Source organism: Gordonia alkanivorans NBRC 16433, assembly GCF_000225505.1.
Lineage (GTDB): Bacteria > Actinomycetota > Actinomycetes > Mycobacteriales > Mycobacteriaceae > Gordonia > Gordonia alkanivorans.
Genome location: NZ_BACI01000073.1, coordinates 1 through 1,005 on the forward strand (window position 1 = coordinate 1; position 1,005 = coordinate 1,005).

Genomic DNA, 1,005 nt, shown 5'->3' on the forward strand with positions numbered 1-1,005 from the left:
CCGCAACCGATGATCGTGGCGTTCATAGACCAGATGCGCGCCAACGGTTTTGCGGTCGAGTCGATCTGCCGGGTCTTGCGGGAGCAGGGCTGCACGATTGCCGCACGAACCTACCGGGCATGGCGAACCCGGGCACCTGCCGCACGGACCGTCTCTGATGCCCACGTCGTCGATGCGGTGCGCAATGTCGTCTGGCGCACCGATGACGACGGCCGGCGGAAGATGACTCCGGAGGGCCTCTACGGGCGGGTGAAGATGCGCGCCCATCTGCACCGGACAACCCTGCCTGGGGTGTCCTATGGCGCCGTTGATCGAGCGATGAAAGTGTTAGGCCACAACGGGATTCGAAGGTCCAAGGGAGTCCGCACGACCGTCAGATCCGCTGATGGTGTACGCGCGGAGGACCTGCTGAACCGACAGTTCAGTGCCGCCGAACCCAACCGGGTCTGGGTGACCGATTTCACCTACTGCCGGACATGGGCTGGGTGGGTGTACGTGGTGTTCATCATCGACGTGTTCTCGCGCCGAATCGTGGCGTGGCACGCATCGACATCGAAGACAGTGGAGCTGGTGACGGTCCCGCTTCGGATGGCACTGTGGCAGCGGAATCGGGAAGGGCATCCGTGAAAGCTGCTGAGCTGATTCATCATTCGGATGCCGGTAGTCAGTACACATCGGTTACACTGACTGAGCGTCTGCGCCTGGAAGACATCGCCGCGTCGATCGGAACGGTCGGGGACGCCTACGATAACGCGCTGGCCGAGTCGGTGAACGGCTTGTACAAGACAGAGTGCATCCGGACCACGATCTTCCACTCCGGTCCGTACAAGACCGTCTCCGACGTCGAGTTCGCGACCGCCGGTTGGGTCGACTGGTACAACAACAGCAGGTTGCACTCGAGCATCGGCCAGATTCCCCCGACCGAGTTCGAAACGCTCCACTACTCTGGCCTCGGCCCCGAGGACCAGCCCAAATTGGAGGCGGCACAGAACCTAGGGTGATTCA

At 62.2% G+C, this 1,005-nt stretch carries 1 pseudogene; it reads left to right on the plus strand.

Annotation, left to right across the window (positions count from 1 at the left end):
- Positions 1-1,001 (plus strand): annotated as a pseudogene (locus GOALK_RS24275) (IS3 family transposase); the annotation flags it as partial.
- Positions 1,002-1,005: the final 4 nt, after the last annotated feature.